The following is a 25,125-nucleotide window of genomic DNA, read 5'->3' on the forward strand; positions in this document are numbered from 1 at the left end:
TGGGCTGTCGCGTGGTCTCCCCTACCCGCCAGAAGTCCGTGAAGGCCTCCTTGAGGGACTCTGGGTCCCTCAAGGAGGCCTTCACGGACTCGCGACTACTTGATGGCCGACAGGGCCTTCCAGGACTTCCAGTCGTAGAACCAGTTCTTGACGTCCGATTTGGTCGGACTGCCCAGTTTGGACCCGGTGACCTCGACCGGGTCGCCGATGAGCGCCGAGTCGAAGTACTTCTTCGCGTCCGCTTCCAGCAGGTTCACGCAGCCGTGCGAGGTGTTGGACTTGCCGATGTTCGCCGCGTTGTCCTGGTTCTCGTGGATGTACTCGCCGTTGTTCGAGATCCGGCAGGCCCACTTCTTGTTGACGTTGGTGTAGCCGTAGCGCGCGTTGTCGAACCGCGCCGTCGGCTCCTTCGTCATCACGATGAACGTGCCGTTGGGGGTGTTCCGCTGGACGTCGCCGTCGAGCCCGTTCGAACACGGGTAGCTCGCCGACTCCGCGCCGCCGCGGTAGACCTTCATCGTGTGGTCGGGGGTGTTGACCTTGACCACCTGGTTGCGGCCGATCTTGAACTTGGTGGTGACGTCGGCCTTGCCGTACGCGCCGCCGCCGAGCGCGACGCCGTAGAGCTTCGCCTCGACGTTGACCGTGATGTTGGCGGGCCAGTACTCCTTGGGCCGCCAGTCGACCTGGGTGTCGGACAGCCAGCCCCAGGAGCCCTCGACGTCCTTGTCGGTCTTGACCTTGAGCGCCTTTTCGGCGGCCGCCTTGTCCTTGACCGGGGACGCGAACTTCACGCTGATCGGCATCGCGACGCCGACCTCGGCGTCGTCGGCCGGGTTCAGCGTGGCGCGGACCTCCTTGACGGGCTTGAGCGTGGTGAAGCTGCCCTTGAACTCGGCGGGCTTGTTGTCGCTGCCGGTGGCCTTCGCGGCGTAGGTGTAGGTCTTGCCGTAGCCGAGGACCTCGGAGCTGGTCCAGGTGAGCCCGTCGGCGGACAGCTCGCCCTTGACGTCCTTGCCGCCGTCACCGGTGACCTTGACCTCGGTGAGCTTGCCGTCGGCGACCTTCACCACGATCGGGGTCACCACGGGGGCGTCCTTGGCGTCGGCCGCGGGCTCGGCGGTGATCTTGGCCACCGGCGCGGCTTCCTGCTCGCCGCCGCCACTACCGCCTTCCGGCTTGGCGTTGCCGCCTTCCTCGCTGGAGCAGGCCGCGGCCAGCATGGCCGCCCCCGCGGCGAGCGCGGCCTTGAACACCGTGCGCCGTTCGATCACCGTGTACCTCCCATGAGCCCCCCGCGAGCTTCTACCCGCTCAGCGCTGAGGACCTCTCCGACGTTACCCGTGGCGACGGAACTCACCCTCGCCCCTCGGAGTGATAGACGCACGGAGGTGACGTGGGGTTGTTCGGGATTTTCCGGTTTGCATAACGAAACGCCTGGCGAGCGGGTCGCGGCTAGAGCGAGCAGTTGATGAGCAGGGGCTCCGGGTGCAGCGAGACACCGAAGCGGGCCTCGACGCCGTCGCGCACTTCGCGCGCCAGAGCGAGAAGGTCCTCCGTGGACGCCTTGCCCCGGTTGGTGAGCGCGAGCGTGTGCTTCGTCGACAGCGAGACCCTGCCGCCGGGACCCTCGTGGCCCTTCCCGAACCCGGCCCGCTCGATCAGCCACGCCGCGGACAGCTTCGTGCCACCGGGCGCCGGGTACTGCGGCACGCGCACGTCCTCGCCCACGACGTCCACGATCCCCGCCAGCACCTTCGCCAGCTGCGCCTCCCCGATGATCGGGTTGGTGAAGAAGGAGCCCGCGCTCCACGTGTCGTGGTCGTCCGCGTCCAGGACCATTCCCTTGCCGCGACGCAGCCCGAGGACCGCTTCGCGCGCTTCGGCGACCGGGACTCGGTCGCCGATCTCGACCCCGAGCGTGCGGGCGAGTTCGGCGTAGCGGATCGGCGCGGAGAGGCCGTCTTCGTTGACCTTGAAGCGCACTGTGAGGACTACGCCCGCGTCGGTCCCCTTCAGGATCGACGTGCGGTAGCCGAAGCCGAGCTCTTCCGCGGTCAGCGTGCGGATCTCGCGAGCGGTGCGGTCGTAGAGGTCGACCGAGACCAGGGACTCGGCCACCTCGCAGCCGTACGCGCCGACGTTCTGGATCGGCGTCGCGCCGACCGAACCGGGGATCCCGGAGAGACATTCGAGCCCGCCGACGCCCTCGGCGACCAGCTCCGCGACGAACTCGTCCCAGTTCTGTCCCGCCGCGACCTCGACGAGATCTCCGTCACGCGTCCAGCCGGTGTTGCCGACCTTCAGCACCGCGCCCTCGAAGCCGTCGTCGGAGACGACCAGGTTCGAGCCGCCGCCGAGCAGGAGGACCGGCTCGCCCGCGTCGTCGGCTTCGCGGACCGCGTCGACCAGGGCCTGCACGGTCTTCGCCTCGGCATAGCGCCGCGCCGGGCCGCCGAGGCGCAGCGTGGTGTGGTCGGCGAGGGCGGCGTGCTCGGTGGGAGTTTCGGCAGTGCTCACGCCCGTGAACGGTACTGTCTGGCGCCATGGCCTCCCGTATCGAGCACCGCTCAGCGTTCTCCGCAGACCTCGCGACCACGTTCGACGCGGTCGCCGGCGAGCCGGCGCTGCGGGCCAGGCTGGAGCAGATCGGCGGCGACGACGCGGAACTGCTGGAGTACGCCCCGGCCGAGGACGGCGTGCGCTACAAGCTGCGTCAGGGCATCAGCTCGGACAAGCTCCCGTCCGCCGTGCGGACACTGCACCGGGGCGACCTGATCGTCGAGCGCGAGCAGACCTGGAAGACCTCCGGAACCGGCTACGCCGGCACCGCGACGGCTTCCGTGTCGGGCGTGCCGGGCGAGATCACCGCGAAGACGTCCCTGACCGGCGAAGGCGAGCGGACGACGCTGGTGAACAGCGGCGAGGTCAAGGTGCGGATCCCGTTCGTCGGCGGGAAGCTGGAGAGCGTGATCGCCGAACAGGTCACCAGACTGCTGGAACGCGAGGCGGAGTTCGTCGCGAAGTGGCTGGCCGAGCGCTGAAGCCGGTCGGGGCACCGACACGCGGGACGACCAACCCGAACCGGCTGCGCCGCGTCGACCGGTGGCTCGCGAGCGACGCGGGCGTGACGCGGCTGCTGCGCCGCGCGGACGAACCCCTGGTGGTCGACCTCGGCTACGGCGCCTCCCCGGTGACCACCGTGGAGATGGCGCGCCGGCTGCGGTCCGTGCGCCGCGACGTCCGGGTGCTGGGCCTGGAACTGGACGCCGACCGGGTCGCCGTCGCGCAGGCCGCCGTCGACAAGCCGTGGCTGGACTTCCGGCGCGGCGGCTTCGAACTCGCCGGGACGCGGCCGCTGCTGGTGCGCGCGTTCAACGTGCTGCGGCAGTACGACGAGGCCGAGGTCCCGGGCGCCTGGTCGCTGATGCTGGACGCGATGGCGCCCGACGGGCTGCTGGTCGAGGGGACCTGTGACGAGATCGGGCGGTTGAGCACCTGGGTCGCTGTCGGTCACGACGGACCGCGCACGCTCACCCTGTCGGTCCATCTCGCGAGCCTGGAACGTCCGTCCACAGTGGCCGAACGGCTGCCGAAGGTCCTCATTCACCGCAACGTTCCCGGCGAACGGGTCCACGAACTACTGTCCGCTCTGGACGTCTGCTGGGCGACGGCGGCGCCGCATCAGAACTTCGGCGTCCGCGCCCGCTGGGCGCATACCGTGCACCTGCTCACCGGCCGGGGCTGGCCGGTGCTGAACCGGCCTTCGCGCTGGCGGCTCGGCGAGCTGACCGTGCCCTGGTCCGCCGTCGCGCCGAGGAATTCACCGGTATAACCCCACTCCGTCACCCCGTAGCGACCTGCGGTGATCACCATGGAACCGTGGAACTGCTGGAGTACGTCACCGAACTGCTTCGGGGCACGCTGGGATCACCCTGGCTGTGGGTGATCGTGTTCCTCGTGTCCGGGTTGGACGCGCTCCTGCCGTTCATGCCGAGCGAGACGACGGTCATCACCGTCGCCGTCCTCATCGGCCCGGACTTCCCGCAGCTGGCGTTGCTCGCGGTGGTCGCCGCGCTCGGGGCCTGGCTGGGCGACTGCCTCGGCTACACCGTCGGCGCCGCCGCGGGCCCGCGGGCGCTCGCCCGGCTGCAGCGCGGTCCGGACGGGGTCCGGCGCTACGAATGGGCGAAGATCCAGGTGCGGCGCAACGCCGTCCTGTTGATCCTCGCCGCCCGCTACCTGCCCGGCGGCCGCGTCGCGAGCGGTCTCGCCAACGGCAGTCTCGGCTACCCGCCGCGCAAGTTCGTCCTGCTCGACGCCCTCGGCGCGGGCATCTGGGCGGTGTACAGCGTCCTGATAGGTCTCATCGGCGGAGCGGCCTTCGCGGACGAACCGGAGAAGGGCCTTCTGCTGTCCTTCGCGATCGGACTGCTGCTGGTCGCGGCGATCGAGATCGGCAGGCGGGTCCGCGTCCGCATCCTGACCCGGCGCCGCGCGGTGGCCGAGACCGGCGACAATGGTGTCTGTGTCGAACCCTGAACGTCGCTACGTGATCTCCTTCGGCTGCCCGGACCGCACCGGCATCATCGCCCGGATCTCGGGTTTCCTCGCCGAGCACGGCGGCTGGATCGTCGAAGCGGCGTATCACACGGATCCCGACACCGGCTGGTTCTTCACCCGCCAGGTCGTCCGCGCCGACTCGCTCCCGTTCGACGCCACCGAACTCCGCACGCGCTTCGCCGACGTCGCGAAGTCGCTTTCGGCCGAGTCGAGCTGGCAAGTCACCGACACAGGTGAGCGACGTCGCGCCGTGATCCTCGTCTCCAAGGCGGGGCACTGCCTTTACGACCTCCTCGGCCGCGTCGCGTCCGGGGAACTGGACGTCGACGTCGCCGCCGTCATCGGCAACCACTCGTCGCTCGGCGACATCACGCGCGCCCACGGCATCCCGTTCCACCACGTCCCGTTCCCCGCCGGCGACGCCTCGGCGAAAGCGGACGCTTTCGCGGAGGTGCGGAAACTGGTCGACGAGCACGACCCGCACGCCATCGTCCTCGCCCGGTTCATGCAGGTCCTGCCCGCGGAGCTGTGCGAAGCGTGGGCCGGGCGGGCGCTCAACATCCACCACAGCTTCCTGCCGTCGTTCGTCGGCGCGCGGCCGTACCACCAGGCCCACGCGCGCGGGGTGAAGCTCATCGGCGCGACCTGTCACTACGTCACCGCGGACCTCGACGCGGGCCCGATCGTCGACCAGGACGTCATCCGCGTCGACCACGGGGATTCGGTCGAGGACATGGTCCGCAAGGGCCGCGACATCGAGAAGGTGACGCTCGCGCGCGGGCTGCGGTGGCACCTGGAGGGCCGCGTGCTGGTGCACGGTAACCGAACCGTCGTCTTTTGATGCTTCACTGAGGTCATGGGGACTTCAGAGATCAAAACGATCGAGACGCTCGATGCGCTGCGTGAGCACCTGGGCCATCCGGCCGAGCGCACGCGGGGGAAGATCATCCCCTTCATCGACCAGCACGCGCGCACGCTGATCGAGCACTCGCCGTTCTACCTGCTGGCGACGGCGTCGTCCGACGGGACCTGTGACGTCTCCCCGCGCGGCGATCCGGCGGGTTCGGTGAAGGTGCTCGACGACACCACGCTGGTGCTGGCGGACAGGCCGGGCAACAAGCTGCTCGACAGCCAGACCAACATCATCGACAACCCGCACGCCGGACTGCTGTTCCTCGTGCCGGGCATGAACGAGACGCTGCGGATCAACGGCCGCGCGAAACTGGTCGCGGACGCGCCGTTCTTCGACGACCTCGTGGTCAAGGGAAAGCGGCCCGCGCTGGCGATCCTGGTCGAGGTCCAGGAGCTGTACATGCACTGCGCCAAGGCTTTCCTGCGGTCGTCGCTGTGGAAGCCGGACACCTGGCCGGAGCGTTCCAGCCTGCCGAGCGCGGGTCAGATCTTCCGGGACCAGATGAAGCTGGACGTCACTGCGGAGGCCCTTGATGCCGCTCTGACCGAAGGCGCGCTCACTACGCAGTACTGAGCTCCGCGCGCGCAAATGTCATGAAAGGGTCGTTCAGGACGTTTTTCGTCCTGAACGACCCTTTCATGACATCGGGAAGCGGGTCAGACGCGCACCAGCATCTTGCCGGTGTTCGCCCCGCCCAACAGGTCCAGGAAGGCCTGCGGCGCGTTGCGGATACCGTCCACAATGGTCTCGGAGTACTTGAGCTCGCCGGAGGACACCAGCGGCGCGACCTCCTTGACGAACTGCGGCTGCAGCGCGAAGTGATCGCCCACGAGCATGCCGCGCATGGTGAACCGCTTCGCGATGATCGACGCGAGGTTGCGCGGCGCCGCGGCGGGTTCGGTGTTGTTGTAGACCGAGATCATCCCGCAGATCGCCATCCGGCCGTGCAGGTTGATCGAGTCGATGGCCGCTTCGAGGTGCTCGCCGCCGACGTTGTCGAAGTACACGTCGATGCCCTCGGGCGCCGCCGCGCGCAGCTGCTCGATGACCGGGGCGTCCTTGTAGTTGAACGCCGCGTCGAAGCCCAGCTCGTCGGTCAGCCACTTGACCTTGTCGTCCGTGCCCGCGCTGCCGATGACCCGCTTCGCGCCCTTCAGCTTCGCGAGCTGGCCGACGACGGAACCGACGGCGCCTGCCGCGCCGGACACGAAGACGGTGTCGCCCTCCTTGAACTCCGCGACGTCGAGCAGCCCGGCGTACGCGGTGAGCCCGGTCATGCCGAGGACGCCGAGGTACGCCGTGACCGGCGCGGCCTCGGGGTCGACCTTCACCGCGTGCTTGGCGTCGACGACGGCGTGCGAACGCCAGCCGAGACCGTGCAGCACGATGTCGCCCGGCTCGAAACCGTCCACGGTGGACTCGAGCACCTCACCGACGGCGCCGCCGTGCATGACCTTGCCGACCTCGTACGGCTCGGCGTAGGACTTCGCGCTGCTCATCCGGCCGCGCATGTACGGATCCACGCTCAGCACCTGGTTGCGGACCAGGATCTGGCCCTCGCCCGGCACCGGGATCTCGACGTCGGCGATCTCGAAATTCTCCAGCGTCGGGACACCGTGCGGACGGGAGGCGAGCCGGATCTCGGTTGCGTTCACGAGGTAACTCCAAAGTCTGTAGCCGAAGCGGGGCGATCGCCCCGTATCCATGACTGGTACAACGGGCTAACCGGGGCGACCATTCCGATTGTGGTGAGCGCTACACGACCTCGGCGAGCTTGCCGAGCACTCCCTCGTAGATCCGCTTGAGCCCGCCGGGCGCGAAGGTCTTCTCGAAGAAGCCGCCGATGCCGCCCGCGCCGTCCCAGGACGTCTCGATGCGGACGAGGCTGCCCTCCGGCACCTCACGCACGGTCCATGTGGTGACCATGCTGGAGTTCGCGTCGGTCTCGACGAGAGTGCCTTCGGACGGCTCGGTCACCGTCGCGGCGACGTCCCGCACACGCTTCGACGTCGCCTGCAGCTTCCAGCTCGCCTTCGTGCCCGCGCCGACGCCGCCTTCGGTGACCTCGTAGTCGCGGTAGTGCTCGGTCAGCAGCTTCGGTCGGGTTTCGGCGTAGTCCGCGACGAGCGCCCTGACCTTGTCCGCCGGCGCCTCGATGGTGCGCTCCGCGATGGCCGTGACCTTTCCCATCCCACTCCCTTTCACCCGTGTTGCAAGACAGCGTCCACGATTCCACCGCCGCGCGCAGGAGGAGCGAGCGCCCCCCGCCCCGGCTGAAGTACATGAAGGCCCCCTTCCTGTACCTAGGCGCAAGGAAGGGGGCCTTCATGTACTTCAAGCTGGGGCTAGATGAGGGACTTCTCCTTCAGCCAGTCCTTCGCGACGTCGGCGGGCTTCTCGCCGTCCGAGTCGACGCGCTTGTTCAGCTCACGCAGCTGCACGGTGTCGAGGGCCTTGCTCACGGCGTTGACGGCGGCCGCGAAGTCGGCGCCGCGTTCGTCGAGGACCTTCTTGTTCACCGCGGGAACGACGTTCTCGGTCGGCACGATGGCGAGGTCGTCCTCCAGCGCCACGAACTGCGGATCGCCGACGAGCGGGCTCACCGAGTCGACCGGGATGACGGTGACCTTGCCGGACCGCAGCTGCTCGACGCGCGGGCCCGCTTCCTGCACGGTCTGGAAAGTCGCCTTCAACTTGTAGACGTCCGTGAAGCCCTTGAAGCAGGGAAGCCGCTTCTCGCACTCCGGCCCGCCCGCGACGACGACGTTGTCGACCTTGGACAGGTCGCTGATCTTCGCGAGGCCCTTCTCCTTGGCGAGGTCGGCCTTCACGATGTAGGTGTTCTTGTCCTCCGCCGGCGAGTAGTCCAGCAGTCCGATGCCGTCGGCCTCGAACAGCTTCTTGAGCTGCTCGTGCTCGCCGGCCGCGTCCTTCGCGGCGTCCTTGCCGAAACCGGTGGTGATCGCGGCGCCCTGGTACTCCGGGATGAACTGGAGTTCGCCGGATTTCAGCGCCGGGTAGATCAGCTCGCGCGAACCGAGGTTCAGCTTGCGGGTGATCGGGTAGCCCTTGGCCTCCAAGGCGTTCGCGTACAGCTCGGCGAGGACCAGGCTGTCGGTGAAGTTGAAGGAGGCGACGACGATCGGCGCGCCGCCCTTGCTCTGCGCGGCCGGGGCCGCCGCGTCGTCGCCACCCCCACAGGCGGTCATACCGAGGACGGCGGCGGCGAGCACCGCGCCCACTCGAACATTCCGTGTCCAGCGCACGTGCACACTCCTATGACTCGTTCAGAGGAATGAACCGTATCTCCGGGTCACGACAGAATCCACATTTTGAGAGTTCCGCCCCGTGTGCTCTCAGAGAGCGGAATCCGGCCGCCCGAACGGGGTAAGGTCGGCCGGTGCGAGCATCCTCCGTGTTCCCCGTACCCGCCCAAGGCGGGCGGCCGCTGTTCGAATGGCGGTGGGTGGACCGCAACCTCGACGAGATCTTCGAGCGGCTCGGCGAACACGTCACGCTCACCGCGGCGGCGCTCGCCATCGGGCTGGTGGTGTCGATCGGTGTTTCCGTGGTTTCGCTGCGTCGCCGGTGGTTCTACGCCCTCGCGCTGGGCACGGCCGGTTCGCTGTACGTCATCCCGAGTCTCGGCGCCTTCGCCGTTCTGGTGCCCTTCACCGGCTTGACGTCCTTCACCACGGCCGTGATCCCGTTGGCGACGTACACGTTGCTGATCCTCATCCGCAACATCGTCACGGGAGTCGAGCAGGTACCCAAGGAAGTCCGCGAAGCCGCGATAGGCATGGGTTTCACGCGCGCGCGGCTGCTGTGGCAGGTCGAACTGCCGCTCGCGCTGCCGGTGGTGATCGCGGGCCTGCGCGTCGCCGCGGTGACCACGATCGGGCTCGTGACGGTGACTTCCATGCTCGGCAAGGGCGGGCTCGGCTACTTCATCCGCAACGGGATCCAGACCGCGACGCCGAACCCGACGTCGATCATCGTCGGCGTCGGGCTTTCCGTGGTGCTCGCCGTGGTGGTGGACCTGCTGCTGTGGCTCGGTGGGCGCGCGCTCGCGCCGTGGTCGCGGAAGGCGGCGTCGCGATGAGCATCATCGACCAGACCATCGCATGGTTCGGCGAACCGAACCGCTGGAGCTGGACGGATCCGGCGGGCGTGCCGTACCGGACGGTCGAGCACCTTCAGTTTTCCTTGCTGGCGCTGGCGATTTCGGCCGTGCTGACGATCCCGCCCGCGTTGTGGCTCGCGCACTACCGCCGCGCGCAGTTCCTCGCGACGAGCGCGGTGAACATCGGCCGCGCGATCCCCAGCTTCGGGCTGGTGATCCTGTTCTGGTTCCTGGCTTCCCGGCTCGAAGTCGACACGACGTTCTGGCCGCTGATGCTCGCGCTGGTCGCCTTGGCCCTGCCGCCGTTGTTCACCAACACCTACGCGGGCGTCATCCAGCTGGAGCAGGAAACCGTCGACGCCGCGCGCGGAACCGGTCACCGTGAGTGGCAGATCATGCTGCGACTGGAGCTGCCGCTCGCGTCACCGGTCATCCTCGCGGGTACCCGCGTCGCGTTCCTGCAACTGGTGGCGACCGTCGCGATCGGCGCGATCGTCAACGACGGCGGCGGGCTCGGACGGTACATTGTGGACGGTTTCGCGCTCGGGGATCCGGGCCACGGCGAGATCCTTGCGGGCGGTATCGCCGTCGTCGTCCTGGCTTTGGTGTGCGAGGGCGTCTTCGCGCTCATCACGCGCTGGGTGACTCCGCGCGGGCTGGCGATCCAGTCCCGCGCGGAGGCCCGTGCGTGAGCGCCGAAACCAACATCGTCACTTCCGGCCCCAGCGACCGATCGACGGTGACCGGCGGCACCAGCTCCCGCAGCCACTCATAGACGGCCCGCAGTCCGGGCGCCCCTTCCCCGGACGCCAGCCACCGCGCCTGCGAACCCGTGATCAGCTCGCACGCCGTGACAGCGGCCATCCGCGCGCACGCGTCGCGTAGCTGATTCCCCGCCGCCCAAGCGAAAGCCTGCACGTCCTCCTGCCCGGCGGAAGTGTCGACGGAGCCCAACGTGGCGGGTGTGGCGAGCCGGCGCAACGCGTGCAGTTCCCCCACCGCGCGTTTGTGCAGCGGCACCAATCCCGCCTGCGGCCCCGGATCCGCCGCCAGCTGCGGAGGCAGACCGCTGAACCGCTCGTCCAGCATCCGGTGCGCCCGCTGGACGCTCACCTCGCCGAGATGCGCCAGCGCCGCCGACACGGCGTCCATCCGCAGCCCGAGTTCGACGGCGTGAAAACCCGTCGTGGACACGAATTCGCCGTCGAGGAACGCCGGGGAGTCGGCCGGCATCGAGCGGCGCAGGACGTCGTCCAGGTCGTCGGCGACCCGCGTCAGATGAGCGATCGCGCGCGGAGCGACGCGGACGGAAACGGGCGCCTGCACGACATCCGGCCGTTCGGCGGAACCGTGGATCAGTTCACTCACCTCGGCCAGGACCGCACGGAGAACCCGGTCGTCTCCCGCCAGCGCGGGACGGTAGATGGCTTGCGGCGCACCGAGAACGTCGATCGCGATCGCCGCGGCCAGCGTCTGGAGGTCCACGAGCCGCCGGACCTCGGCGAGCGCGAAGGCGGCGAGCGTCTCGGCCAGCGGCGAGCCCTGGATGAGGGTCGTGCCCTCCTTGAGCCCCGGCTCGTACGGCTTCGCCAGCACTTCGGACGCGGGCGTCTCGACGCCGTCCACCAGCACGGTCCCGACGCCGAGAAAGGTCTGGAAGGCGTGCGCCAGCGGGATGATCTCGCCCGCGCTGCCCAGCCCCGTCCTCGGCACGGCGGGCGTGAACCCCTCGTTGAGCCTGTCGACGAGGAACGTCACCAGCTCCGGGCTCGCGCCCGCCTCCGGCGCGAGCAGATCCCGCAGACGCACCAGCAGGAGCCAGCGCGCTTCCGCGGGCGAGAGCCAGGGCGGGCCGCCGACGGCCCGGCCGATCAGCAGGTTCCGCTGCCGATCGGCCGAGGCGTCCACCGCGATCCCGGCGAGCCGCCCCATGCCGGTGTTCACGCCGTAGACGGGGCGGCCGGTCAGCGCGCCGAGGACGCGGGCGCGGTTTTCACCGAGCCTCGCCAGCAACGCGGGATCGATCTCGAGAAAGCCCGCTTCGAACGCCGAAGCCAGGGAGAAGTCCTTTGTGGACAGCCTCACTCGACGGGGCGCGCGAGGTCGTCGATCACCTCGGCGCCGGGCAGCGAGGCGAGCGCCGAACCCGAGATCAGCAGCTTGCTGCCGCGGATCCCGCTCCCGATGATCAGCTCCGGCTCGTCGGCGACGCGCCGGTCGATCAGGATCGGCCACGACTCGGGCAGGCCGACGGGTGTGATGCCGCCGTACTCCATGCCGGTGATCGAGACCGCCTCGTCCATCGGGGCGAAGGACGCCTTGCGGACGTCGAGACGGCGTTTGATCACGCCGTTCACGTCGGCGCGGGTGGTGGCGAGGATCAGGGCGGCGGCGAAGCGGACCTCACCGCCGCGTTTGCCGGCGACGACGACGCAGTTCGCGGACGCGGAAAGCGGGGAACCGTACGCCTCGCAGAAGGCGGCGGTGTCGGCCAGTTCGGCGTCGATCTCGGCGACGCCGAGGGCGTCGGGATCGGAAAGTGCGGCGAGGGCCTTGGCGACGGGCTCGGCGAGCAGGTCCGTGCGCGACGGGGCGGGGACGACGGTGAGGCTTCCGGCGATGGTCCAGGTGGTCACCTCGCCACCCTAGTCACCAGTTGCGGCCGCCGCGTTGCACCTCGATGAGCTTGGGTCGGACGTCCACCAGGTAGACCAGGACCGCGACCAGGGCGGGCAGCCACAGGATCATGCCGCCGCCGTAGAACTGGAACAAGGTCATCACGACGGTGGACCCGCCGGTGATGAGCATCCAGATGGGCTTGGTCTTCCGATCGGCGGCCGAATACGCGTCCGAGCGCTGGCGGAGCGCGTGCACGAAGGCGAACAGCCCCGTCAGCGCGCCGCCCCAATGGATGGCGATGAGGATCCAGTTGGCAACGAGCACGAACTCAGCTTACGTCAAACCGGGCGAATGACCCGGGCCCCTGGCACCGAAGCGGGTGCCAGGGGCCCTGGAGAGCGCGCGCGGACCTTACTTCTCGGTGGTCTTCGGCGCGGTGGCCGGCTTCTTGGCGGCCGCGGTGGTGGTGCCGGTGCGGCGCGCGGCCGGGGAGGTGGTCTTCGGCGCGGTCTTGTTGGCGACCTTGCGCGAGGCCGAGCGGGTCTCGTGCGCGAGGTCGTCGCCGATCTCCTCGACCTCGTCGGCGATCTCGCCGGCGACCTCGGTCACCTTGCGGGCGGTCTTCTCGCCCACCGAGCGGGTGCCCTTGGTGACCTTGCCGAGCACGGTGTCGATGCGCTCACGGGCGTCGGTGGTGGCGCCCTCGACGCGGTCCTGCGCGGTGCTCAGCGCGTCTTCGAGCTGCTCGATGGCCTTCTTGACCTGCGGCTGCGCGGCGATCTTGTCCCACGCCTGCTCGCCGGACTCGGCCAGCTTGTTGTACAGCTTCAGCGCGGCTTCGGTGTACTCGTCGATGACCTTGCGCAGCTCGGCCGGGTCCAGCTTCTCGCGGAGGCCCTCGACGTCGTGCGGGAGCTCCTCGATGTTCTTGCGGGCGGACTCGCCGCTCTCGACGACGCGCTCCTTGGCCTTCGACACGGCGTCGACGACGGCCTGTCCGGCCAGGTTGCCGGCGCCCAGCGCGGCCAGCAGCGGAGTGCGGACCTGGTCGAGGGCGGTGTGCTTGCGTTCGGTCTTGGTGGCCGTGGTCATGCTGACTCCTTGGATTCTGCGGCTTGGTCTTCGGGTTTCGCGTCCGCCGCCTGCGTTGTCTGTGCCGGCGTCGCGGCGGCGTTCTCGCGACGGAACGATTCGTAGACGTCGAGCAGGACCTGCTTCTGCCGTTCGGTCAGCTCGGTGTCGGCGCGGATCGCGTCGCCGACCGGGCCGCCCGTGGGCAGATCGAGGATTCCCGCTTGCACGTAGAGCGCCTCGGCCGAGATGCGCAGGCCCTTGGCGATCTGCTGGAGGATCTCCGCGCTGGGTTTGCGGACCCCGCGCTCGATCTGGCTCAGGTACGGATTGGACACGCCGGCGAGTTTCGACAGCTGCCGCAAGGAGATCTTCGCGTTGCTGCGCTGCTGCCGGATGTACTCGCCGATGTCGGAAGCGATGTCCGCGACCTTCTCCATCGGTCCGCCCGATGGGGGCTGATCCCGGTTGGTGTCTGACATCGGTCACCTCCTCGCGACGTCATCGACGCTACGCGCGAGTGCTAGCAATTGCAAGCACTCTGCTTGCAACCATCGAGTGTGTCGGTGCTCACCCGGCTACCGTGGGGGGATGTCGAACGCGACGCGGCTGCGGCGGCGCCTGGTCGAGCATCTGCTCGGTGAGGGCGTGCTGCACGACGCGCGCTGGATGACCGCGTTCCGCACCGTGCCGAGGCACGTCTTCCTGCCGCGGTTCTTCGTCCCGGCGGCGAACGGCTGGGCCGCGATGGAGACCGGCGACGAAGAATGGCTCGCCCGCGTCTACTCCCCCGACGTGCTGGTCGTCCAGCTCGACGACGACTCCGGGCTCTGGGAACGGGCGCGCTATCTCGGCGCGCAGCCGGGGACGCCGACGAGTTCGTCCAGCCAGCCCACGATCATGGCGATCATGCTCGAGGAGCTCCGGGTCGCCGACGGGAACCGCGTCCTGGAGATCGGCACGGGCACCGGCTACAACGCCGCCCTGCTCTGCCAGCGGCTCGGCTCCGGGCTCGTGTACACCGTGGACATCGACCCGGAACTGGTCGACGCCGCGCGCGAGCGGCTCGCGGAGGCCGGGTACGCGCCGTCGTGCGCCGCGGGTGACGGCGCCCGGGGTTTTCCGGCGGGCGTGCTCTACGACCGGGTGATCTGTACGTGTTCGGTGTCGTCGATCCCGCCCGCGTGGCTGGAACAGACGGTGCCGGGCGGACTGATCGTCACCACGCTGAACCGGCCGATCGGCGGCGGGCTGGTGCGGATCGTCGCGGGTGAAGGCGCGACGGGCCAGGGCCGGGTGCTGTCCCGTGACGGTCGCTTCATGCCGCTGCGCGCGCACCGGTTCAAGCCGTCGAAGATGCCGGAGGGCGACGTCGCCTGGCGGCCGACGCGACTGCCGATGGGAGTGATCACGGAAATCCGCAGCCGCTTCGAGTTCTTCGCCGGGCTCGAACTCCCGGGCGTGACGGCCCTGCGGGACGGTTCACGTGCCGCGCTGGTCCACCCGGACGGCTCCTGGGTGCGGCACCGCCAGTCGGGCAGCGAGTTCCAGGTGGCCGAAGGCGGTCCGCGGCGGCTGTGGGAGACCGTCGAAAGCGCCTACGAGGAATGGCTCGACCTCGGCGAGCCGTGGCGGGACCGGTTCGGGCTCAGCCTCGACGGCGAGCACCAGGTGATCTGGCTGGACTCACCCGACGGCCGCAGTTGGCCCCTGCACCCCTGAAAGCAGCCTTCGCACCCACGTCTCGACGTGGTCGACGGCGGCGTCCACCGGGCGGCGGGTGGTGTCGAACAGCTCGACCGGCGGGTCCATCGAGGGCGCTTCCCGTTGCAGCCACTCGTTGAACTCCAGCATCTCCTCGACCCGCTCCTCGTCCCACTCGCGCCAGGCGGGCCGCGCCAGCAAACGCTTGCGCAGCGCTTCGGGCTCGCTGACGAGCGCCAGGTAGTGGATGCCGGAGAAGAAGACGCGCTCGGGCAGCCGCTCGAATTCGGGCGGCGCGACGGTGCCGCAGAGCACGACCGGACGGCCGTTCTGATGCAGCATCGCCGCCATCCGCAGCCAGGTCGAGCGGAACGCGGGATGCCCGGGGACGTCGTCGCGCAACGCCCCGGTCCACAGCACGTCCTGCTCGACCACGAGCGCGAGGTCGCCGAGCCGTCGCGCCAGCAGCGGCCCGACCGTCGACTTGCCCGCCCCGCTCGGCCCGGTCAGCGCGAACAGCGGGAGCCGCCGGAACGGCCACCGGTGCGCGCATTCCGCGCACACCAGCAGCCCGTTCTCGACGTGTGGCCGTTCGGCGCGATCACCGCAGGCCGGGCAGATCTTGAGATCGAGGACCACGGTCAGTCGAAGAGATTTTCGAGGAAGCCGCCCTTGCGACGCTTGCCGTGGTGGCCGTACCCGTGCGGGGAGTCCGCGTAGCCGCCGCGGTAGCCCTTGGGCGAGTCGGCGTAGCCGCCGCGGTACCCCTTCGGCGAGTCCGCGTACCCGCCGCGATGCGGCCTCGGGGAGTCCGGGCGGCCGTAGTGCGGCGCCGGCGCGTGCCCACCTCCCTGATACGGCGGGGGCTGGTGCCCGCCGTAGTACGAGCTCTCGGCGTTGGTGATGGCTTCCAGCTCGCCCCTGTCCAGGAAGATGCCGCGGCATCCCTGGCACTGGTCGATGTGGATGCCGTTCTTGTCGACGGTCTTCATGGCGTTCTGACACTTCGGACAAATCACGTATCAGAGATTACGCATTTTTCGCGTCCGAGGTCAGCAGGCGCACAGGCAAAACGGGTGTCCGGCCGGATCCGCGTACACCCGGAAGGTCTCCGGCGAGTCGTCGAGCAGCTTCGCGCCGATGGCCAGCGCGCGCCCGTGCGCGGCTTCGAGGTCGGTGACGTCGAGATCGACGTGGGCCTGCTGCGGGTTCTCGGCGGACGGCCACGCGGGCGGCCGGTGGTCCGGCACGCGCTGGAACGACAACCGCGCGCCTCCCAGCGGGTTCCGCAGGGTCACCCAATGGCCGTCTTCGGCGACTTCGGCCGCCTTCCAGTCGAGCAGCTCGCGGTAGAACTCCGCCAGCGCGACCGGGTCCGGGCAGTCGAGGGCCACCGCGCCGAAGGTCGGTACCGCACCCATGGTTCAGCCTCCAGAATGATCGAGTAACCAGTGAACCAAGTATGCGGGTTATCGGAGCCGTTGACAACAGGTCTCGCCCGTACACTGTGCGAGGTGAACACCGACGCGTCCCTGGTGGTCGAGTTTCTGAACACGGTGAACGTCGAACGCGGCACCGACCTCCTGGACGATCTGGAGACCTGGCAACGCTGGGCCCGGGATCACCGGCTGCGCGCGGACACCCCCGCGGCCGCGCGCGAAACCCGGGACGCGCTGCGGGCCGCCATCGGCGACCCGCGACTGCCCCGGCTCGGCCTGCGCGCGCCGGCGGAGATCGTCCTCGGCCCGGAAGGCCCGCTTCTCGTCGCGGAAACGGTCAGCGAAGCGGTGATGGCCGCGTCCACCCGGCTGACCGTGCTCGGCGAGTGGATCCGGCTCAAGATCTGCCCGGCGGACGACTGTCTGTGGGCGTTCTACGACGAATCGCGCAACCGGTCGCGGACGTGGTGCTCGATGCGGGCGTGCGGGAACCGGGAGAAGGCGCGGGCCTGGCGGGCGCGGACGGCGGACGTCTCGACCTGAGCGGCGTGGCCGGATCCTCCGCGTATGTCATGAAAGGGTCGTTCAGGACGAAATTTGTCCTGAACGACCCTTTCATGACATCTCGGCGAGACTGGTGACAGCCGCCGCCTCGACCCGTCGGGACCCGAACGACCACAACTTCTGGGGTCACCCACCCCCGAGTTACCCCCAGGGGTTGTGCACAGCGTTAGGCCAAAGACGTGAAATGCTGTGGATAACCCTGGGGATGACTCCACTTCCTGTGGACAACTCCGAGTGGGGCCTCCGGAGTGTGGTATACGCCGAAGGCTCAGAAGAGCAGCTGCGCGACCGCGTAGATGACCAGACCGGCGAGCGCGCCGACCACCGTGCCGTTGATCCGGATGAACTGCAGGTCCCGGCCCACCTGGAGCTCGATCTTGCGCGAGGTCTCCTCGGCGTCCCAGCGCTCCACGGTGTCGGTGATGATCGTGGTGATCTCCCGGGAGTAGTGCGTGACCACGTAGGCTGCGGCGCCTTCCACCCAGGTGTCCACCTTGGACCGGATCTGGTCGTCGGAGACCAGCCGCCCGCCCAGGGTCTCCAGTCCGGTGCGCACGCGGCGCCGCAGCTCGCTCGACGGGTCCTCGGCGGCGTTGAGCAGCATCTCCTTCGCCGTCGCCCACGCCGAGCCGATCAGCTTCTGCACCTCGTCGTGCCCCAGCATCTGGGCCTTGACCTGCTCGGCGCGCGCCATCACCTCGGGGTCGGTCTGCAGGTCCTGGGCGAACTCGTCGAGGAACTTGTCCAGCGCCAGCCGCATGGGGTGGTTGACGTCGGTCTTCACCGCCCACACGAAGGACAGGACCTCGCCGTAGACCTTGTCCGCGAGCATCTCGTCGACGAATTTCGGCGACCAGCTCGGCGCCCGGTCCGAGACCACGCGCAGCATCGTCGTGTGGTTGTCCCGCACCCACTCGTAGGCGCGGTCGCACATCAGGTCCACCAGCTTGTGGTGAGCCCCGTCGGCGAACACGCCTTCCAGGATCTTGCCGAGCGGCGGGCCCCACGGCTTGTCCACGATCCGCTTGACCACGGCCTGTTCCATGATCGCCTGGACGTCTTCGTCGCGGAGCACCTTGACCGCGGCGCGCACGACGGTCGCGAGTTCGGACGTCACGCGTTCGGCGTTCTTCGGCTGCGCAAGCCAGCCGCCGAGCCGCTTGGACACCTCGACCCGGCTCAGCTTCTCGCGGACCACGGACTCGGACAGGAAGTTCGAGCCGACGAAGTCACCGAGGCTGCTGCCCAGCGCGTCCTTCTTGTTCGGGATGATCGCCGTATGCGGGATCTTGATCCGCAGCGGATGCCGGAACAGCGCCGTCACCGCGAACCAGTCGGCGAGCGCGCCGACCATCCCGGCTTCGGCGGCGGCGCGGACGTAGCCGACCCAGCCCGGCCAGCCCGCGGCCTCGGCCCAGCTGGTCAGCAGGAAGATCACCGTCGCCCCGAGCAGGAACGACAGCGCGACCATCTTCATCTTGCGCAGGCCGCGGCGCTTCTCCTCCTCGGCGGCTGTGCCACCTGGCGGATCGGCTGGGGTCACCTTGGCGGGCGTCAGTTGCTCCACACCACCATTGTCCGTGAGGATGGGTGATCGTGCGCGAACCTCTCCTCGTACCCCGCCTCCAGCCCTTCACGTCGACCATCTTCGCGGAGATGACGGCACTGGCCGTCCGCCACGAAGCCGTCAACCTCGGCCAGGGGTTCCCCGACACCGACGGGCCCGCCGGGATGCTCGAAGCCGCCAAGAACGCGCTGTTCGGGGGCGCGAACCAGTACCCGCCGGGGCCGGGACGGCCGGAGTTGCGCGCGGCGATCGCGCGCCACCGTCTCCGCTACGGCGTCGAGTACGACCCCGGCACGGAGATCCTGGTCACCGCCGGCGCCACCGAGGCCATCGCGGCTTCGCTGATCGCGCTGACGCAGGCGGGTGACGAGGTCATCGTCATCGAGCCGTACTACGACTCGTACGCGGCCGCGGTCGCCATGGCGGGCGCGGAGCGGCGTGTCGTCGGCCTGGTGGAACGCGACGGCCGCTTCGCGCTGGACATCGAGGGCCTGCGCGCCGCGGTGACCGGCCGGACCAGGGCGATCCTGATCAACTCGCCGCACAACCCGACCGGCACGGTGTTCACGCGCACCGAGCTGGAGGCCGTCGCCGCGCTCTGCGTCGAGCACGACCTGATCGCGATCACCGACGAGGTCTACGAGCACCTGATCTTCGACGACGCCGAGCACGTCCCGCTCGCGACCTTCCCCGGCATGCGCGACCGCACGGTCTCGATCTCCAGCGCGGGCAAGACGTTCAACTGCACTGGTTGGAAGATCGGCTGGGTCTGCGCGAGCCCGGAACTGGTCGCGGCGGTGAAGGCGGCGAAGCAGTTCATCACCTTCGTCTCGGGCGGACCGTTCCAGCCCGCCGTCGCCCACGCGCTGGACCACGAGGTGCCGTGGGCCGAGGAGCTGCGCGTGAGCCTGCAGGCCAAACGGGACAGGCTCGCTGCCGGTCTCGCGGAGGCCGGGTTCGCCGTCCGGCCGACCGCGGGGACGTACTTCATCTGCGTCGACGTGCGCCCGCTCGGCTTCGACGACGCCGCGGAACTGGCCTGGCAGCTCCCCGAACGGGTGGGGGTGGCGGCCGTGCCCGTAAAGGTGTTCACCGATCACCCGGAAGAGTGGAAACATCTGCTGAGGTTCGCGTTCTGCAAGCGCAACGAGGTCATCGACGAAGCGGTCACCCGATTGCGCAAACTCCAGTGACTCGTCCGATGTCCGTCACGCCCAGCCGCCCTTTTCGAGCACCCGTCTGAGCCTGTCCAGACACCGTCTTCGCAGCCTGCCCACACTGGCCGGACTGATCCCCAGCTCGCTCGCGAGCTGCACATAGGACAGCTCCGGCCGGTGCGCGAGCAGCCACATGAGCCGCCGGTGGACGTCCGGCAGGAGGTCGACCGCCGCCCAGAGCGCGCGGTCGAGTTCGGCGCGGACGACCTTGGCCTCCGGCGTCGGCTCGGTGGCCGGGGTCATCTCGGCATCCGGGAGAGCGCGCGGATTTTCGCGCCTGGTCCTGGTGATCATCCGGAGCGCGCGGCGCCGCGCGGTGGTCGTCAGCCAAGCCCCGAGTTTCGCTTCGTCGCGTAGCGCGCCCGGCGCGCGGAGCAGTTCCAGCCAAGCGTCCTGGCAGACGTCCCTGGCGTCCGATTCGGTCAGCCGATAGGTCTTCAACGCGCCGAGCACCGCCGCCGAAACCGCTTTCACGTCCCACATCCCGGACTCTCCTCTCCGGACGGCCCATGACCGCCGCGTCGATCACCGAACGCGACTTCGACGGCACACACCGCAGCGGGGATCCGGAAAAGGTCAGGTCACCAAGGATTTGAGTAGTTCCACCCGGGCTCGGATGGCCGTCACGCACACACTGAGAGTGATCAACTTCGGTACTCCATGCACCGGAGCCGGTTGCGTCGTTCCGCCTAACGGGCTGGATCAGCGGCGACTTAGGTGAAACACTCCCCTCCGGTGCTAAAACTGGTGCAGCCCCGGGGGAACTGCGACCTGACCGGAAGAGACCCCAAGAAAGATCGAACTCACGCCGAGAACGTGGGTTTCAGGCGCGGACGGTGGTGATTGCTGTGAGTGGTGCGGCAGTCGTGTCCCGTCACGGCCTCACCTCTCCGAAGGCCGGCGCGCGAATTCTTTTCGCGGGCGGGCTCGCGCTCACGGGATGGCTTCTCGGCGCAGTCCTGTCCACTCCGGCCTCCGCCGACGAGCACACCCCCGTGACGCCGGAGACTTCCGTGGTCCAGCCCGCGAAGGAAGCGGGATCCGGGAAATCGGCCACCCCCAAGGAATCCACTTCGGACTCCAGCTCGACCGAGACCACGAAACCCGTCGAGACCACCAAAGCCACCGAAACGCCGAACACCGAATCGCCGAAGGAAGAGCCCGAGGCCACGTCTTCCGAGAAGACGTCTTCCGAGAGCGCAGTCGAGGAAAAGACCGTTTCGAACGCGAGTTCCGTCGAGAAGAGTTCTTCTCCGGAACCGGAAAAGAAGACCGCGAAGCCTCAGGCGTCCGGCGGTTTGCTGGGCGGCCTCATCGGCGGTGTGCTGAACCTCGTCACGAACACGGTCGGCGGAGTGGTCGAAACCGTCGGCGGGGTCGTGGGCGGAATCAGCGAACACGTCGTCGAACCGATCGTCAAACCGGGTCCGTGCTGCGGATCGGGCACTCCGGGGCTCCTCCCGGGCGCGGGCGACGTGCTCGACCCCGTCTTCGGCGGCGGATCGGGTCAGTCGGCGGGCGGCTCGGTCACCATCGCCGTCCCGGCCAAGACCGTCACGACGCCCGCGTCCGAGCCGACCACGCCGGACCCGCGTCCGTTCGTCCCGGCCACGACGCCCACTCCGGCGCCGGTCGTCCAGAACCACCGCGTCGTCACGCAGCCCGTGCAGCTCAAGACCGACACGAAGCCCGCACCGGCCGGGCCCGCCGCTTCCGGCACGCACGCGTCCCCGGACGGCGGCGGCTCGGGCGGCGGCGGACTGCCGAACACCCCGGCGACCCCGGTCGCGCCCACGACGACCGCGCAGCCAGGGCACGACAACTCCGGCGGCGGCCGCGGGCCGCTCGCCGTGCTCGACTCCGGAATGCCCGCCACGCAGCTGAAGCTCATCGGAGCCGGCTGCGACCACGAAGGCGAGCGCACCGGCCGGGAAGCCGCGCTTCCGGCCACCTCTCCCGACTGATCTGACCGGGTCGCCGGGGAGAACCACGTCCAAACCAAGATCAACTTCTGGTTTCGACGTCCCTTGAAGTCCTCGGCTTGAGTCTCTTTCGCCTGCCCCTTCTTTCAGGCAACCCCAGTCTTCCCGAACGGCCGACCGCGCCCGGCCGGTTCGGATCCCGGGCCCCGGCGCCGCGCTGCCCCTGCGGCGCCGGGACCAGCACCGGGTGGACTTCGGGGGCTTCTGCTCACCGCGCCGAGCAGGAGCCGGCCAAGCTCGAAGTCCGCCTGAACCGCGGGCGGTTCCCGGCACGTCGAGGGGCTGTGCCGGGTAACCGCCGCGGTGCCCGTCCCGAGGTTTCGGCCTCGGGGCGGGCCGGATAGCCGGTGCGCTGGTCGTGCGGCGCCGATGCCCTCCCTGGAGCATCGGCCGCCCCGCCGGCGCACCGGCTATTTCCGTTTCACGCGCTACGCATCAGGTGACCTGGACGGCCACGGGGGCGGCCGTGGCGGGGGTCGCGGCGACCGAAGCGGCGGCCGCGCCCAGCCGCCGCACGGCCTCGAAGAGCCTGTCGGCCGGGAGCGAGTACGGCAGCCGCAGCCAGCGCTCCAGTCCACCGTGGACACCGAACCGCGAACCCGGCGCCACCTGCACGCCGTGTCCCGCCGCCGCGACGGCCAGGCGCGTGCTCATCGGCTCCGGGAGGCGGCACCACAGCGACAGCCCGCCGGGCGGCACGGTGAACGTCCACTCGGGGCAGTACCAGTTCAGCGCACCGGTCAGCGCGTCGCGCAGGGCCAGTGTCTCCTCGCGACGATGAGTCAGCGCGGCACCGCCGTCGTCGAGGAGTTCGGCGAGGACGAGCTGCTCGAAGACCGGCGAGCCCAGGTCGACGGCGAACCGGGCCGCGATCAGCCTGCCGATGACGTCCTCGGAAGCGCGGATCCAGCCGAGCCGCAACCCGGCCCAATGCGACTTCGACGCCGAACCGATCGTGATGCCGAGGTCGCCCGTGAACGCGCCCAACGGCGGCGGCCCGTCGGCCGGGTCGCCTTCGAGATCCAGTTCGACCAGCGTCTCGTCGATGATCGCGGGCGTCCGCGCGCGGCTCAGCGCGACCGCGAGCCGCTCCCGGTCGGTCGCCTTCATGCGCAGGCCCGTCGGGTTCTGGAAGTCCGCGACGAAGTACGCGAGCCTCGGCGCGGACTGCCGCAGCGCGGCCTCGATCCCGACGACGTCCCAGCCGGTGGCCGGGTCGAGCGGCACCGGCACCGGGATGGCGTGCGCGGCGGCGATGGCTTCGAGCGCGTTCGGGTACGTCGGCTGCTCGACCAGCACCCGGTCGCCCGGTCCGGCCAGCATCCGCAAGACCTGCACGAACGCGTGATGCGCGCCGTTGGTGATCATCACCTGGTCGGCGTTGGTCGGCAGTCCGCGTTCGGTGTAGCGGCGGGCGATCCGCTCGCGCAGGATCCGCAGGCCGCGTACGTGATAGCCGTTCTCGCCGAGGTGGTCGACCAGCGCCTTGCGCGCGGCGTCCACGGCGGGGACCAGGCCGGGGATGGCGGGCGGACAGGCTTGGGCGAGGTCGATGAGGTCCTCCCCGGACGGCAGGATCGTGTCCCGCCCCCGGCCGCCGGGAGACGCGATCCACGAGCCCGCACCGCGACGGCTGGCGACGAGCCCGTCGGCCCGCAGCTTGTCCAGCGCCGCGCCGATCAGCGTGCGGCTGACGTCCAGCGCGTCGGCGAGCTCCCGTTCGGCCGGGAGCTTGGTGCCGAGCGGGAGCCTGCCGTCGAGGACCAGCAGCTCGACCGCCGCCGCGAGATCCACGGCACCGTGTCGAGAACCACTCTGGCGCCAACTCCCCAGCAAAAGAGCCAATTTCGAGCCCGAAACGCGTCCAGTCAGCGGAATCAGCGGTTCCATAAGGCCAATTGTTCCAGATTGGCCATGGTCAAGGTAGCCACTTACCCCTGATGGTGCATCCGTGGCACTTTCACTCGACCTCAAACCCGTCGGCATCTCGCACGACACCGTCCGCCGCTCGATCCAGCTCGTCGGCGGGCTCGCCCTCTACGGCGGCAGCATGGCCATGCTGACCAGGTCGGGACTCGGCCTCGACCCGTGGGACGTGCTCCACGAAGGCCTGATGAAGCTCACCGGCCTGTCGTTCGGCACGGTCACCGCGGCCGCCTCGGTCCTGGTGCTCCTGCTGTGGATCCCGCTGCGGCAACGGCCCGGGATCGGCACGCTCGCCAACATCGTGGTCATCTCGCTGACCGTCGACCTGGTCCGGCTCTTCCTGCCCGACCAGGACGTCCTCGGCTGGCAGATCCTCAACCTGGTCGCCGGTGTCGTGCTCAACGGCCTCGCCGCCGCGATCTACGTCGGCGCGCGGCTCGGCCCCGGTCCCCGCGACGGCCTGATGACCGGTTTCGCGGCCCGGACGGGCAAGTCGATCCGCCTCGTCCGGACCTTCATCGAGATCACCGTCCTGGCCGCCGGCTGGCTGCTCGGCGGGACCGTCGGCGTCGGCACGGTGCTCTACGCGCTGGCCATCGGACCGCTGACGCAGGCTTTCCTGCCGTACGTCGTGTGGCGGGAGCGCTCCGGCTCGTGAGCGCGGGGTCAAGTGGGGCGTGAGTGGCGATCAGCTGGCCTCGCGCTGCTCCACCAGCCGCCGGACAGCGAGGTAGTCGATCCCCCGCTGCGCGAGGACGTCCGCGGCCACGCCCGGAAGCGCCGTCAGCGCGAGCAGGAGGTGCTCGCCGTCGATGCGCTTGCTGCCGACTTCGACGGCCTCGCGAAGGCTCTTCTCCAGCGCCTTCTTCGCCTCCTGGGTGAAGGGCCGATGCCCGCGCCCGCCGCGCTGCCCCCCGGTCAGCGCGCCGGGTCCGTGGGTCTGCTCGACCCGCTCGACGATGTGCTCGACGTCGATGCCGAACCCGCTCAGGGCCTCGACATCGGCGTCGCTCATGCCGCCCCGGCGGCGTACCCGCCCGACGTCGTCGGCCAGTTCGTCCGCCGGGCAGCCCAGGGTGGTCAGCACGCCGGTGTGCCGGGCGAGGGAAGTCAGCAGGTGCAGCGGGTCGACGTTCGCGGCCGCCTCGTCGGAAGCGACGCGCTGGGCCCCCATGACGACCTCGCGGAGTTCGGTGCCGAACCGTTCGAACATCAGTGCCTCCCGTACTTCTTGTGCACCGCTTGCCTGCTGACCCCCAGCTCGGCCGCGATCTCCTGCCAGGACCAGCCGTGCACCCGCGCGCTGCGGACCTGCACGGCTTCGAGTTGTTCCAACAGCCGGCGCAAGGCGGCGACGGCGCGCAATCCCACCCGGGGATCGCGGTCGCCGGCTCGCGCGGCCAGATCTGTCGCTTCGGTCATGACGTCAACCTACGT

General features: G+C 69.5%; 30 protein-coding genes. 12 read left to right on the forward strand and 18 right to left on the reverse strand.

Translation table 11 applies throughout. The annotated features are described in order from the left end of the window. Positions 1–95 precede the first annotated feature (95 nt). Both AB0N89_RS05430 and AB0N89_RS05435 read right to left on the reverse strand, forming a co-directional pair. Positions 96–1,274: an Ig-like domain-containing protein gene (locus AB0N89_RS05430; protein ID WP_364200470.1), complete on the reverse strand. Its 1,179-nt coding sequence runs from the start codon at positions 1,272–1,274 to the stop codon at positions 96–98. Between the two features lie 181 nt (positions 1,275–1,455). Beyond that, positions 1,456–2,520 (reverse strand): UDP-N-acetylmuramate dehydrogenase, encoded by a 1,065-nt coding sequence (locus AB0N89_RS05435; RefSeq protein ID WP_364200472.1) that lies wholly within the window; start codon positions 2,518–2,520, stop codon positions 1,456–1,458. A gap of 26 nt (positions 2,521–2,546) precedes the next feature. Here AB0N89_RS05435 and AB0N89_RS05440 point away from each other — a divergent pair, with 26 nt between their 5' ends. From AB0N89_RS05440 to AB0N89_RS05460, 5 genes are read left to right on the forward strand one after another with little or no spacing between them, the layout of a single operon-like run. Beyond that, positions 2,547–3,044, forward strand: coding sequence for a DUF2505 domain-containing protein (locus AB0N89_RS05440; protein WP_364200474.1), 498 nt, complete (start codon positions 2,547–2,549; stop codon positions 3,042–3,044). Then, positions 3,026–3,835, forward strand: a complete 810-nt coding sequence (locus tag AB0N89_RS05445) for a class I SAM-dependent methyltransferase (protein WP_364200476.1) — start codon at positions 3,026–3,028, stop codon at positions 3,833–3,835. Before AB0N89_RS05440 ends, AB0N89_RS05445 begins: the two co-directional genes overlap by 19 nt. 47 nt (positions 3,836–3,882) lie before the next feature. After that, positions 3,883–4,542, forward strand: coding sequence for a DedA family protein (locus AB0N89_RS05450; RefSeq protein ID WP_364200478.1), 660 nt, complete (start codon positions 3,883–3,885; stop codon positions 4,540–4,542). Next, on the forward strand, positions 4,520–5,404 hold the full coding sequence (gene purU / locus AB0N89_RS05455) for a formyltetrahydrofolate deformylase (protein ID WP_364200480.1): 885 nt from the start codon (positions 4,520–4,522) through the stop codon (positions 5,402–5,404). Before AB0N89_RS05450 ends, purU begins: the two co-directional genes overlap by 23 nt. 15 nt (positions 5,405–5,419) lie before the next feature. Continuing rightward, the gene (locus AB0N89_RS05460; protein ID WP_364200481.1) at positions 5,420–6,049 is read left to right on the forward strand and encodes a pyridoxamine 5'-phosphate oxidase family protein; all 630 of its coding nucleotides are present in this window, start codon (positions 5,420–5,422) and stop codon (positions 6,047–6,049) included. An 83-nt stretch (positions 6,050–6,132) separates the two neighbouring features. On the opposite strand, the gene AB0N89_RS05465 is transcribed toward AB0N89_RS05460, so the two are convergent. From AB0N89_RS05465 to AB0N89_RS05475, 3 genes are all read right to left on the reverse strand, one after another. Then, on the reverse strand, positions 6,133–7,131 hold the full coding sequence (locus AB0N89_RS05465) for an NADP-dependent oxidoreductase (RefSeq protein ID WP_364200483.1): 999 nt from the start codon (positions 7,129–7,131) through the stop codon (positions 6,133–6,135). 100 nt (positions 7,132–7,231) lie between these two features. After that, positions 7,232–7,666, reverse strand: coding sequence for an SRPBCC family protein (locus AB0N89_RS05470; RefSeq protein ID WP_364200485.1), 435 nt, complete (start codon positions 7,664–7,666; stop codon positions 7,232–7,234). A 155-nt stretch (positions 7,667–7,821) separates the two neighbouring features. Next, positions 7,822–8,742 (reverse strand): ABC transporter substrate-binding protein, encoded by a 921-nt coding sequence (locus AB0N89_RS05475; protein ID WP_364200487.1) that lies wholly within the window; start codon positions 8,740–8,742, stop codon positions 7,822–7,824. A gap of 149 nt (positions 8,743–8,891) precedes the next feature. Between AB0N89_RS05475 and AB0N89_RS05480 the strand changes: the two genes are divergently transcribed. After that, a complete protein-coding gene (locus tag AB0N89_RS05480) occupies positions 8,892–9,578 on the forward strand; it encodes an ABC transporter permease (RefSeq protein WP_364200871.1) in 687 nt (228 codons plus the stop codon). Next, the gene (locus AB0N89_RS05485; RefSeq protein ID WP_364200489.1) at positions 9,575–10,291 is read left to right on the forward strand and encodes an ABC transporter permease subunit; all 717 of its coding nucleotides are present in this window, start codon (positions 9,575–9,577) and stop codon (positions 10,289–10,291) included. Before AB0N89_RS05480 ends, AB0N89_RS05485 begins: the two co-directional genes overlap by 4 nt. Here AB0N89_RS05485 and AB0N89_RS05490 read toward each other — a convergent pair. The 5 genes from AB0N89_RS05490 to AB0N89_RS05510 form a co-directional block, all read right to left on the reverse strand. After that, positions 10,230–11,684 (reverse strand): aromatic amino acid lyase, encoded by a 1,455-nt coding sequence (locus AB0N89_RS05490; protein ID WP_364200491.1) that lies wholly within the window; start codon positions 11,682–11,684, stop codon positions 10,230–10,232. The genes AB0N89_RS05485 and AB0N89_RS05490 overlap by 62 nt on opposite strands. Further along, complete coding sequence (locus AB0N89_RS05495; protein WP_364200493.1) at positions 11,681–12,235, reverse strand: YbaK/EbsC family protein; 555 nt, start codon at positions 12,233–12,235, stop codon at positions 11,681–11,683. Before AB0N89_RS05495 ends, AB0N89_RS05490 begins: the two co-directional genes overlap by 4 nt. Before the next feature lie 13 nt (positions 12,236–12,248). After that, positions 12,249–12,542, reverse strand: coding sequence for a DUF2516 family protein (locus AB0N89_RS05500; RefSeq protein WP_364200495.1), 294 nt, complete (start codon positions 12,540–12,542; stop codon positions 12,249–12,251). Positions 12,543–12,629: 87 nt separating this feature from the next. Next, positions 12,630–13,310, reverse strand: a complete 681-nt coding sequence (locus AB0N89_RS05505; RefSeq protein WP_364200499.1) for a hypothetical protein — start codon at positions 13,308–13,310, stop codon at positions 12,630–12,632. Next, positions 13,307–13,771: a helix-turn-helix transcriptional regulator gene (locus AB0N89_RS05510; protein ID WP_364200500.1), complete on the reverse strand. Its 465-nt coding sequence runs from the start codon at positions 13,769–13,771 to the stop codon at positions 13,307–13,309. Before AB0N89_RS05510 ends, AB0N89_RS05505 begins: the two co-directional genes overlap by 4 nt. A gap of 109 nt (positions 13,772–13,880) precedes the next feature. On the opposite strand from AB0N89_RS05510, the gene AB0N89_RS05515 reads away from it, so the two are divergent. After that, positions 13,881–15,011 (forward strand): methyltransferase domain-containing protein, encoded by a 1,131-nt coding sequence (locus tag AB0N89_RS05515; RefSeq protein WP_364200501.1) that lies wholly within the window; start codon positions 13,881–13,883, stop codon positions 15,009–15,011. Here the strand turns inward: AB0N89_RS05515 and AB0N89_RS05520 are convergent. From AB0N89_RS05520 to AB0N89_RS05530, 3 genes are read right to left on the reverse strand one after another with little or no spacing between them, the layout of a single operon-like run. After that, positions 14,976–15,632, reverse strand: coding sequence for an AAA family ATPase (locus AB0N89_RS05520; protein WP_364200503.1), 657 nt, complete (start codon positions 15,630–15,632; stop codon positions 14,976–14,978). The two genes, AB0N89_RS05515 and AB0N89_RS05520, sit on opposite strands and share 36 nt — an antisense overlap. A 2-nt stretch (positions 15,633–15,634) precedes the next feature. Then, on the reverse strand, positions 15,635–16,012 hold the full coding sequence (locus AB0N89_RS05525) for a zf-TFIIB domain-containing protein (RefSeq protein ID WP_364200505.1): 378 nt from the start codon (positions 16,010–16,012) through the stop codon (positions 15,635–15,637). Between the two features lie 33 nt (positions 16,013–16,045). Next, complete coding sequence (locus AB0N89_RS05530; protein WP_364200507.1) at positions 16,046–16,414, reverse strand: VOC family protein; 369 nt, start codon at positions 16,412–16,414, stop codon at positions 16,046–16,048. Positions 16,415–16,507: 93 nt separating this feature from the next. On the opposite strand from AB0N89_RS05530, the gene AB0N89_RS05535 reads away from it, so the two are divergent. Then, complete coding sequence (locus AB0N89_RS05535) at positions 16,508–16,975, forward strand: CGNR zinc finger domain-containing protein (protein ID WP_364200509.1); 468 nt, start codon at positions 16,508–16,510, stop codon at positions 16,973–16,975. 289 nt (positions 16,976–17,264) lie between these two features. Here the strand turns inward: AB0N89_RS05535 and AB0N89_RS05540 are convergent, their stop codons facing one another. Further along, positions 17,265–18,563, reverse strand: coding sequence for a DUF445 family protein (locus AB0N89_RS05540; RefSeq protein WP_364200511.1), 1,299 nt, complete (start codon positions 18,561–18,563; stop codon positions 17,265–17,267). A 29-nt stretch (positions 18,564–18,592) separates the two neighbouring features. Between AB0N89_RS05540 and AB0N89_RS05545 the strand changes: the two genes are divergently transcribed. Further along, the gene (locus tag AB0N89_RS05545; RefSeq protein WP_364200513.1) at positions 18,593–19,756 is read left to right on the forward strand and encodes a pyridoxal phosphate-dependent aminotransferase; all 1,164 of its coding nucleotides are present in this window, start codon (positions 18,593–18,595) and stop codon (positions 19,754–19,756) included. A gap of 15 nt (positions 19,757–19,771) precedes the next feature. Here AB0N89_RS05545 and AB0N89_RS05550 read toward each other — a convergent pair whose 3' ends face one another. Then, a complete protein-coding gene (locus AB0N89_RS05550; protein ID WP_364200515.1) occupies positions 19,772–20,263 on the reverse strand; it encodes a sigma-70 family RNA polymerase sigma factor in 492 nt (163 codons plus the stop codon). Between the two features lie 383 nt (positions 20,264–20,646). Between AB0N89_RS05550 and AB0N89_RS05555 the strand changes: the two genes are divergently transcribed. After that, the gene (locus tag AB0N89_RS05555) at positions 20,647–21,744 is read left to right on the forward strand and encodes a hypothetical protein (protein ID WP_364200517.1); all 1,098 of its coding nucleotides are present in this window, start codon (positions 20,647–20,649) and stop codon (positions 21,742–21,744) included. Positions 21,745–22,197: 453 nt separating this feature from the next. Here AB0N89_RS05555 and AB0N89_RS05560 read toward each other — a convergent pair whose 3' ends face one another. Continuing rightward, positions 22,198–23,652 carry a PLP-dependent aminotransferase family protein gene (locus AB0N89_RS05560; RefSeq protein ID WP_364200518.1) on the reverse strand — a complete coding sequence of 485 codons (1,455 nt, stop codon included), beginning with the start codon at positions 23,650–23,652 and terminating at the stop codon, positions 22,198–22,200. A 61-nt stretch (positions 23,653–23,713) separates the two neighbouring features. Between AB0N89_RS05560 and AB0N89_RS05565 the strand changes: the two genes are divergently transcribed. Next, entirely contained in the window at positions 23,714–24,346 is a 633-nt protein-coding gene (locus tag AB0N89_RS05565) for a hypothetical protein (RefSeq protein ID WP_364200520.1), read from the forward strand. Positions 24,347–24,376: 30 nt separating this feature from the next. Here AB0N89_RS05565 and AB0N89_RS05570 read toward each other — a convergent pair whose 3' ends face one another. Together AB0N89_RS05570 and AB0N89_RS05575 are read right to left on the reverse strand one after the other, a co-directional pair. Continuing rightward, the gene (locus AB0N89_RS05570) at positions 24,377–24,901 is read right to left on the reverse strand and encodes a Clp protease N-terminal domain-containing protein (RefSeq protein WP_364200522.1); all 525 of its coding nucleotides are present in this window, start codon (positions 24,899–24,901) and stop codon (positions 24,377–24,379) included. Then, positions 24,901–25,110: a sigma factor-like helix-turn-helix DNA-binding protein gene (locus AB0N89_RS05575; RefSeq protein ID WP_004559389.1), complete on the reverse strand. Its 210-nt coding sequence runs from the start codon at positions 25,108–25,110 to the stop codon at positions 24,901–24,903. Before AB0N89_RS05575 ends, AB0N89_RS05570 begins: the two co-directional genes overlap by 1 nt. Between the last annotated feature and the right edge of the window lie 15 nt (positions 25,111–25,125).

Source organism: Amycolatopsis sp. NPDC089917, from assembly GCF_040684635.1.
Taxonomy (GTDB): Bacteria; Actinomycetota; Actinomycetes; order Mycobacteriales; family Pseudonocardiaceae; genus Amycolatopsis.

Bases quoted from the DNA above. Each gene is read 5' to 3' on its own strand.
- AB0N89_RS05440 (WP_364200474.1), top strand. From the start codon at position 2,547: ATGGCCTCCCGTATCGAGCACCGCTCAGCGTTCTCCGCAGACCTCGCG.
- purU (WP_364200480.1), top strand. From the start codon at position 4,520: ATGGTGTCTGTGTCGAACCCTGAACGTCGCTACGTGATCTCCTTCGGC.
- AB0N89_RS05460 (WP_364200481.1), top strand. From the start codon at position 5,420: ATGGGGACTTCAGAGATCAAAACGATCGAGACGCTCGATGCGCTGCGT.
- AB0N89_RS05470 (WP_364200485.1), bottom strand. From the start codon at position 7,666: ATGGGAAAGGTCACGGCCATCGCGGAGCGCACCATCGAGGCGCCGGCG.
- AB0N89_RS05485 (WP_364200489.1), top strand. From the start codon at position 9,575: ATGAGCATCATCGACCAGACCATCGCATGGTTCGGCGAACCGAACCGC.
- AB0N89_RS05505 (WP_364200499.1), bottom strand. From the start codon at position 13,310: ATGACCACGGCCACCAAGACCGAACGCAAGCACACCGCCCTCGACCAG.
- AB0N89_RS05510 (WP_364200500.1), bottom strand. From the start codon at position 13,771: ATGTCAGACACCAACCGGGATCAGCCCCCATCGGGCGGACCGATGGAG.
- AB0N89_RS05515 (WP_364200501.1), top strand. From the start codon at position 13,881: ATGTCGAACGCGACGCGGCTGCGGCGGCGCCTGGTCGAGCATCTGCTC.
- AB0N89_RS05530 (WP_364200507.1), bottom strand. From the start codon at position 16,414: ATGGGTGCGGTACCGACCTTCGGCGCGGTGGCCCTCGACTGCCCGGAC.
- AB0N89_RS05550 (WP_364200515.1), bottom strand. From the start codon at position 20,263: ATGTGGGACGTGAAAGCGGTTTCGGCGGCGGTGCTCGGCGCGTTGAAG.
- AB0N89_RS05560 (WP_364200518.1), bottom strand. From the start codon at position 23,652: ATGGAACCGCTGATTCCGCTGACTGGACGCGTTTCGGGCTCGAAATTG.
- AB0N89_RS05570 (WP_364200522.1), bottom strand. From the start codon at position 24,901: ATGTTCGAACGGTTCGGCACCGAACTCCGCGAGGTCGTCATGGGGGCC.
- AB0N89_RS05575 (WP_004559389.1), bottom strand. From the start codon at position 25,110: ATGACCGAAGCGACAGATCTGGCCGCGCGAGCCGGCGACCGCGATCCC.